The sequence below is a fragment of the Mesorhizobium zhangyense genome, from assembly GCF_011045115.1.
In the GTDB taxonomy this organism is placed as follows: domain Bacteria; phylum Pseudomonadota; class Alphaproteobacteria; order Rhizobiales; family Rhizobiaceae; genus Mesorhizobium_M; species Mesorhizobium_M zhangyense.
Window position 1 is genome coordinate 24,651 of the sequence record NZ_JAAKZG010000028.1, and the last position, 6,906, is coordinate 31,556.

Annotated in this window: 6 protein-coding genes; 5 read left to right on the forward strand and 1 reads right to left on the reverse strand. The window is 62.4% G+C overall.

From position 1 onward, the window contains the following. Positions 1-171: 171 nt before the first annotated feature. The 5 genes from G6N74_RS29540 (at position 172) to G6N74_RS29560 (ending at position 6,447) form a co-directional block, all read left to right on the forward strand. Positions 172-1,701 carry an ABC transporter substrate-binding protein gene (locus tag G6N74_RS29540; RefSeq protein ID WP_205826924.1) on the forward strand — a complete coding sequence of 510 codons (1,530 nt, stop codon included), beginning with the start codon at positions 172-174 and terminating at the stop codon, positions 1,699-1,701. Positions 1,702-1,772: 71 nt separating this feature from the next. Further along, on the forward strand, positions 1,773-2,702 hold the full coding sequence (locus G6N74_RS29545) for an ABC transporter permease (protein ID WP_246246058.1): 930 nt from the start codon (positions 1,773-1,775) through the stop codon (positions 2,700-2,702). Further along, positions 2,699-3,553, forward strand: coding sequence for an ABC transporter permease (locus G6N74_RS29550; RefSeq protein ID WP_165121573.1), 855 nt, complete (start codon positions 2,699-2,701; stop codon positions 3,551-3,553). The genes G6N74_RS29545 and G6N74_RS29550 overlap by 4 nt, the downstream gene beginning before the upstream one ends. Continuing rightward, complete coding sequence (locus G6N74_RS29555) at positions 3,550-5,226, forward strand: dipeptide ABC transporter ATP-binding protein (protein ID WP_165121574.1); 1,677 nt, start codon at positions 3,550-3,552, stop codon at positions 5,224-5,226. The genes G6N74_RS29550 and G6N74_RS29555 overlap by 4 nt, the downstream gene beginning before the upstream one ends. Positions 5,227-5,250: 24 nt before the next feature. Beyond that, on the forward strand, positions 5,251-6,447 hold the full coding sequence (locus G6N74_RS29560) for a serine hydrolase domain-containing protein (RefSeq protein ID WP_165121575.1): 1,197 nt from the start codon (positions 5,251-5,253) through the stop codon (positions 6,445-6,447). Positions 6,448-6,488: 41 nt separating this feature from the next. On the opposite strand, the gene G6N74_RS29565 is transcribed toward G6N74_RS29560, so the two are convergent. Further along, positions 6,489-6,906, reverse strand: a 418-nt coding sequence (locus G6N74_RS29565) for an ATP-grasp domain-containing protein (protein ID WP_512698587.1), incomplete at its 5' end; no start/stop codon positions are given.

The window sequence follows — 6,906 nt, forward strand, 5'->3', positions numbered from 1 at the left end:
TCACCGTTTCATGCCATTCAACGTCTCATGGTGGCTTGACAAATAGTGCGATCTGCGATCGCATATTAAACGGTGCCGGATCGACGAAAATACTGTTGTTCAAACAGTCAATACCTGCACCGGGGAACAGCCGGATGGTGCGTGTCATGCCCATCGATGGGAGACGGTAGAATGAGACAAATCAAAAGCTTCGCACTTGCCGCCTTTACGGCATTCAGCCTTTCCAGTGCTCTTGTTGCGCTGCCGGCCGCCGCCGAATCGGTGATCCGCATCGCTTCCGTTTATCCAGCAACGACGCTCGACCCGTCGCGGTCGGGCGCGGCGGGCAATATCGAGCCTTTCGGCCAGCTTTACTCGCGCTTGCTGAGGCGGAGTTTCGAGACCGGCGAACTGGAAGGCGGTCTGGCGGAAAAGTGGGATGTCTCGGCAGACGGCCTCGTCTACACGCTGCATTTGCGTGACGCGCAGTTTTCCGACGGTTCGCCGATCACGGCGGCTGATGCAGCTTTCAGCCTGGAGCGCGTCCGCAGTGACAAGGAATCGGCGCTGCCGTCGCCGCTCTCCGCCGTCGAATCCATCACGGCGGCCGATCCCAAGACGGTGGTCATCAAACTGAAGCATGCGCTTGCGCCGATGCTGGCCAATCTCGAGCTGTGGAATGTCGGCATCGTTTCCAAGGCCGATGTCGATAAACGTGGCGTCGACGGTGCGTTCGCGACTGACCCGGTGACCTCGGGCCCTTATATGGTCAAGGAATGGCGCCCCGGCGAGAAGCTGGTACTGGCACCCAACCCGCATTACTGGCGCAAGGGCTATCCAAAGTCGGACGCGACGGTGGAATTGCTGGAAGTGGCGGAACCAGAGACGGCCGCTGCCATGCTGAAGGCCGGTGAAATCGACGTCATGCGTGGCGTCAACTGGGCGCAGGTCGAAGACCTCAAGAGCACCGATGGCATAGACATGCGCATGGAGCCGTCGAATGTCGTCTTCATCGTGCTTCTCAACCACAGCCGCGAGCCGTTCTCCAACCTGAAGGCGCGCCAGGCCGCGGCTTATGCCCTCGACAACAAGGTGCTGACCCAGGCCATCACGAATGGCTATGCCAAGCCGGCCAATACGCCGCTTCCGGGTTCGCTCGATTTTCACGACGACGCCTATCCGGGCCTCGTTGCCGATATGGACAAGGCCAAGAAGCTGCTGGAAGAATCCGGCATGGCCGGCAAGGAAGTGAAGATCATCCTCGGCGCCGGTTCGACCAACCAGCAGACGGGTCTCCTGATGCAGGCGCAGTGGCAGGCGATTGGCCTCAAGCCGGTGCTGGTGAATGTGGATACCCCGGCATGGTGGGAGTCGACCGGGAAGGGTGAATACGATGCCACGCCGACCTGGTGGATGAACGAACTGACCGACCCGGATCTCGCTGTGCGCTGGGCACTGTGCGGCAGCTGCGACTCGCACGCCTTCAACACTTTCTACGACAACAAGAAGGTCAACGAACTCACCGAGCAGGGCTCGCGCGAGCAGGACCCCAAGAAGCGTGCGGAAATCTACCAGGAGATTTCCCGGATCGCGACCGAGGAAGTTTCTCAGATACCGCTCTACTATTCGCCGTTCCCGATCGCCTATTCCAAGCGTCTCAAGGACCTCAAGATGACGCCGGCGATGCAGTGGACCCTGGAAGAAACGACGGTCACCGAGTAGCCGCTCCGATATACGGCACGGCGCGATAGTCGCGTCGTGTCGTCGTGTTTGATCACAGCCACGGTGGCGAATTGCAGATAGTTCTCAAGCGTATCCTTCAACTGGTCTTCGTGCTCTTGGGCATCTGCGTGGTGACCTTCCTGCTCGTCCACATGGTGCCGGGCGATCCGGCGCGCGTCATTGCGGGCGATCGCGCCAATCCCGAAACCATCGAGGCGATCCGCAAGAGCTTCGGCCTCGACCAGCCTCTGTGGCAGCAGTTCGTCACCTATGCCGGCAATCTCCTGTCGGGCGATATCGGCCAGTCGATGCGCTACAAGCGGCCGGTCACGGCGCTGATCGGCCAATTCATCTGGCCGACGCTGTTTCTCACCGGTTACGTGATCTGCCTCGCCGTGCCGCCGGCGCTCGCGCTCGCCATCGCCAGCGCGCGTAAGCCGGGTGGCCTCGCCGATCAGATCATCCGCATTGTCGGGATTGCCGGAATGGCAATCCCGGTGTTCTGGCTCGGCATCATGATGTCGCGCTTTTTCGGCGTTGCGCTGGGCTGGTTTCCCGTCTCGGGCTACGGCAAGACGTTCGTCGACCATCTCCATCATCTGTTTCTGCCGGCGCTGTCGACCGCCATCTGGATGGTGCCGGTGCTGATCCAGAGCCTGCGCGCAGCGCTTATCGAGAAGGCGGGCGCGGATTTCGTCACCGCGGCAAGGGCGCAAGGTGCCGGCGAGCGCGAAATATTTTGGCGCACCATCCTGCCCAATGCGGTTCTCCCGACGCTCAACCTGTTCGGCGTCATCATCGCCTTCCTGATCGGCGGCACGATTATCGTCGAGACCGTCTATGCCGTGCCGGGTCTCGGCTCGCTGATGATCAACGCGCTGCTGGCGCGTGACTATCACGTCGTGCAGGGGCTGACGCTGATGTTTGCCGTGACGACCGTCGGCGTCACCTTCGTGGTCGATCTTCTCTCGGCCCTTATCGATCCGAGGGCGCGCCTATGAGCATCGTCACCCAACCGCAGGCAACGGAGGCGCCAGCACGCGGCCGGCTGAACTGGACGATTTTGGTGGCGGGTGTCATCGTTGGAGGCTGGATCGTGCTCGCCGTCTTTGCGCCCTGGATCGCGCCCTACGATCCCAATGCGGTCGACATTCTGCATGCACTTGCCGCACCCAGCGCGGATCACTGGTTCGGCACCGATCAGGTCGGCCGCGACGTGCTTTCGCGGGTCATCCATGCGGCACGCATCGATCTGGTGATGTGCATCGCCGGCGTCCTGCCGCCGCTGCTGATCGGCACCACGGTCGGCCTGCTCAGCGGCTATTATGGCGGCGTCGTCGATACGCTGCTGATGCGCCTTTACGACCTGACGGCGGCCTTCCCGTTCTTCGTGCTGGTCCTGGCGATCGTCGGCATCCTCGGGCCGGGCCTCTTGAACTTCTTCATCGCGCTGGCTCTGGTCGGCTGGGTCACCTATGCGCGGCTCGTCCGCGCCGAAGTCATGAGCATCCGCGACAGCGAATATATCCAGGCGGCGCAATGCCTGGGTTATTCGGACCGGGTGATCCTCACGCGCCATGTCATGCCGAACGCCTTCGGTCCAGTACTTGCCTATGCCGTCAGCGATTCCGTACTGGTCATGCTGGCCGGCGCCAGCTTCGGCTTCCTCGGCATGGGCGCGCAGCCCCCGACGGCCGAATGGGGTGTGATGATCTCGGACGGCAGTGCCTTCATCCGCCAGGCATGGTGGATCTGCATGTTCCCCGGTCTTGCGACGATTTCGCTTGGCCTTGGCCTTGCCTTCCTCGGTGACGGGCTCGGCCAGTTGCGCCGGCGACAGGTGTCGGCATGAACAGCGCGGTCAAGGCTCTCGTGCCGGCGACCGGGCCGTTGCTTCAAATCGACGGCGTATCCGTGTCGTTCGGCAGCGCCCAGGTGCTGAAGGATGTGTCATTCCAGATCGCAGCAGGTGAGATCGTCGGCATTGCCGGCGAAAGCGGCTCGGGCAAGTCTACCATATGCCGGAGCGCGATGGGCCTGCTGCCGTCAACCGCCGAAGTGAGCGGCAGCATACGGCTTGGTGAGCGTTCGTTGCTGACGCTGGGAGAGGCTGAGTGGTCCGGCATCCGGGGCAGGGAGATGGGAATGATCTTCCAGAACCCGGCCTCGCATCTCGACCCGCTGCGGCGCGTGGGTTCGCAGATCGCCCAGCCGATGATCCGCCATCTCGGCCTTTCGCGCAAAGAGGCGATGGAACGCGCGGTCGCGCTGCTCGACGATGTCGGCATCCGTGAACCTGCGATGCGGGCGAAATCCTATCCGCATGAGCTTTCCGGCGGCATGAAGCAGCGCGTGATGATCGCAGCCGCAATCAGCTGTGCGCCGAAACTGCTGATCGCCGACGAGCCGACGACTGCGCTCGACGTGACAGTCCAGGCAAAAATCCTTGAGCTGCTGAAAGACCTGAACGCCCGTCGCGGCCTTGGCATCGTGCTGATCTCGCATGATCTCGGTGTGCTGGCCGATATCTGCTCGCGCATCGTCATCATGCGCCAGGGCGAGATCGTGGAGCAGGGCCAGACGGCGCAAATCGTCGAGGACCCCCGGCACCCCTATACGCAGCTGCTGGTGAACTCGCAGCCGGGCCGCAAGAAATTGCGAAGCGGCTGGGGCAAGCCGGGTGTGCAGGAGCCGCTTCTTCAGGTCGATGGCCTGACCGTCAGCTTTCCGGTCAAACGCAACATTCTCGATATGCTGAGGAACAGGACGCCGGGCCGCTTCAAGGCGCTCGACGGCATAGGTCTCGCCGTGCAGGCCGGCGAAACCGTCGGCATCGTCGGCGAAAGCGGCTCGGGCAAGAGCACGCTGGCCCGCACCATCATCCGCCAGAACACGCCTGCCGCGGGGACGGTCAGGCTGGATGGGCGAGACATCGGCGGATTGTCGGGCGCTGAGCTGTCCGCCTACCGCCGTAACGTCCAGATGGTTTTCCAGAATCCATATGACTCGCTCAACCCGCGCATGACGGCCATCGAGACGATTGCCGAGCCGATCTGGCGGCACGGCCTTGCCGATCGGCGCACAGCAGGCGAGGAAGCGGCCAGGCTTCTCGACATGGTCGAACTGCCGCGCGCGCTGGGCGAGCGCAAGCCGCGACAGCTTTCCGGCGGCCAGTGCCAGCGCGTCGGCATTGCCCGGGCTCTGGCGCTGAAGCCCCGGCTGCTGATCGCCGACGAAATCACCTCGGCGCTCGACGTGACGACGCAGGCGCAGATCCTCGAGCTTCTGGCACGGCTTCAGCGCGAGCGAGAACTGACGCTTCTCTACATTTCACACGATCTGTCGGTGGTGAGCTCGTTCTGCCAGCGTGTTTACGTGTTCCGCAATGGCCGGATCGTCGAGACGGGAGCAGCGCAAGAGGTGCTGACGCGACCGCGCGAGGCCTACACACAGGAGCTGGTAGCTTCGCTCCACCGCCTGCCGGGCGGATCTGCCGCTATGGCCGAAACGCAAGCCGGCGCCTGAAGAATCACGGAAGGAAGACAGACGATGAATGCCAATAGTGCGCCGCACCCCCGCGATCCGCTCAACCCCGGCGCGCCGATCCTTCCACGCGGAGAATGGGATTATCCACCGCATCACCGCTGGACCTTCCAGCACATTCGCGAGATGACGGCCACCGCTCAGGTCTGGCGCGGGCCGGGGCCGGTGCTGTCCTTGCCGACGCAGCTTCAGGACATTGACGGCATCGAGTTCGAGGCGGGCGGGCGGCGCAGGACGGTGCGCGATTTCCTTGATGAGAGTTTCACCGACGGTTTCCTTGTTCTCTCGTGCGGTAAAGTGATTGCCGAGCGCTACATGAACGGCATGAAGCCGCACGGCCAGCATCTGGCCATGTCGGTAACCAAGTCGATCGTGGCAACGGTCGCCGGGATTCTGGTCGACAGGGGCGTGATCGATCTCGATACCCCGGTGACGAAATACCTGCCCGAGCTGGAAGCCACGGCCTATCGCGGCGCGACAGTCCAGCAGGTTCTGGACATGACCACCGGAGTGCTGTTCGACGAGTCCTACACGACGCCCGGCTCGCATATGCAGAAGCTCGACCAGGCCTGCGGCTGGAAGCCGATGACGCGGCCCGACTGGCCGCAGACCATGTGGCAACTGATCCTGACCCTGACGGAGCAGGAGCGGCCGCATGGCGAACTGTTCCGCTACCGGTCGATCGAGACGGATGTGCTTGGCCTCGTCATGGAGCGCGCCTCCGGTCTGTCGCTTGCCGAGCTGATCAGCAGCGAGCTGTGGGTACCGATGGGGGCGGAGGAAGACGCCTATATCACCGTTGACCATGCCGGCTATGCGCTGGCCGACGGCGGCTTCAACGCGACCCTGCGCGATTATGCGCGCTTTGCGCTGCTTCATCTGCGTGGCGGCAAGGTGAATGGACGTCAGATCGTACCGTCTGCCTGGATCGAGGCAACGCGTAATGGCAATCACGCTCTCTTCCAGGGCGTCTACCGCGAGGTACTGCCGCGCGGCGCATACCATAATCAGTTCTGGATCGAGGACCCGGATCGCCGTGCCTATATGGCGCGCGGCATTTTCGGCCAGTACATCTACATCGATCCAGAAGCCGACTTTGCTGTCGTCAAACTGTCGACATGGCCGGAGTTCGTGAGTGCAGAGCGGTCGATCGAGGCGCTGGCAGCGTTTCACGCAATCCGTGAGCACTGCAAGGCTGATTGAGCGGCAGTTTCGAGCGCTGAACGCCGATTTAGCTGCGTTGCTTAGAGCGTCGCCAGTCGCGAATTCGGCATGGCATCTCCATAGGCTTGTCGCAGCGTCCACTTCTCCTCCATGGAAGCGATGACGCTTGTGGCAAAATCCGTCTTGTGCATGACGGAGAGCCGTGTCAGCCCTCCTGGCGTGAAGACGTTGATTTCCAGAAGTTTGTCGCCGACGATATCGAGTCCAACCAGGAACATTCCGTCGCTGATCAACTTGGGGCGCACCATATCGGCAATGCCCAACATCGTGGCCGTCACCTTGACTTTGCGGGCAGTTCCTGCCGCATGGATATTGGACCGGACATCGCCTTTGGCCGGAACGCGGCGAAAGGCTGCATAGTTACCATCGCGCGCAAGCGGCAAGCCGTTCATCAGGAAAAGACGCACATCACCGGCTTTTGCCTCTGGAATGTAGGCC

Coding starts and splice junctions, on each gene's coding strand:
- G6N74_RS29540 (WP_205826924.1), top strand. CDS start 172: ATGAGACAAATCAAAAGCTTCGCACTTGCCGCCTTTACGGCATTCAGC.
- G6N74_RS29550 (WP_165121573.1), top strand. CDS start 2,699: ATGAGCATCGTCACCCAACCGCAGGCAACGGAGGCGCCAGCACGCGGC.
- G6N74_RS29555 (WP_165121574.1), top strand. CDS start 3,550: ATGAACAGCGCGGTCAAGGCTCTCGTGCCGGCGACCGGGCCGTTGCTT.
- G6N74_RS29560 (WP_165121575.1), top strand. CDS start 5,251: ATGAATGCCAATAGTGCGCCGCACCCCCGCGATCCGCTCAACCCCGGC.